1 protein-coding gene is annotated in these 915 nt (G+C 75.7%); it reads right to left on the bottom strand.

The annotated features are described in order from the left end of the window. A partial coding sequence (locus HMPREF0731_RS21960) for a M48 family metallopeptidase (RefSeq protein WP_007006461.1) occupies positions 1-915 on the bottom strand: 915 nt, incomplete at both ends.

Below are 915 nucleotides of genomic sequence, written 5' to 3'. Positions count from 1 at the left end.
TGGCCGCCAGCAGGTCGGGCTCCGCCGCCGCCCCGGCCTGCACCGCCTGCACCAGCGCCTCCTGCAGGGGCTGGCCCAGCGCGGTGCTGCGCAGCAGGGCGCTGGCCGCCGCCTGCGGCGAGGTCAGCCAGGCGCCCACCCCGTCGGCGGCGAATTCGCGCTGCCGGCTCCAGTGATGCACCGCATGGTCGAATTGCCGCATGACGAACTCGCCGAGCATCAGCGCCGGCCGCGTCAGCAGGCTGGGATGGCCGGCCTGGGCCTGCGCCACCGCCTCCAGGCTGCGCGCGACGCCGGCATAGATCGGCGCGAAGCGGCGGCTGTACTCGGTGTCGGCGCCGCTGAAATGGCCGAGCTCATGGCCGATGATCGACAGCGCCTCCTCGCGGTCCAGCGCCGCCAGCAGCGGCAGCGGCACATGCAGGGTGCGGCCGCGCAGGCGGCGCTGCTCGGGCTGCAGCAGGATCTCGCCCGAGGTGACGAAGAAGCCATCGGTCAGGCCCAGCACCAGCTGGTCCGGCGGCGCCGCGCCGGCGCGGTCGGAGAGCCGGTGCAACTCGCGCCACAGCCCCGGCGCCGCCGCCGCGTCGACGCAGCGGCCGATCAGCGGCAGCGGCTCCGGCTCGAACAGGCCGAGCGCGGTGCGCAGCTGGCGCAGCGAGCGAGCGAGCGCCACCAGCGCGCCGATGCCGAGCATGCCGGCCATCACCGCCAGCCAGACCTCGCCGCGCCCGATCTGCTCCGCCTGCCACAACCCGCCGATCTCATAGGCGAGCACGAGCAGCAGCGCGCCGGTCAGCAGCAGCAGCTGGGCGGCCATGTGCAGCGGCAGGGCACGCCGCACCAGGCCGAAGGCGGCGAGCAGCCAGGCGCGCGAGGCGCGGCCGAGCCGCCCGAGCAGCAACGCCGCCAGCA

The sequence above is a fragment of the Pseudoroseomonas cervicalis ATCC 49957 genome (assembly GCF_000164635.1).
Taxonomy (GTDB): Bacteria; Pseudomonadota; Alphaproteobacteria; order Acetobacterales; family Acetobacteraceae; genus Pseudoroseomonas; species Pseudoroseomonas cervicalis.
Note: the sequence above shows the minus strand (reverse complement) of the source record. Positions and strands in the feature narration are given on the sequence as shown.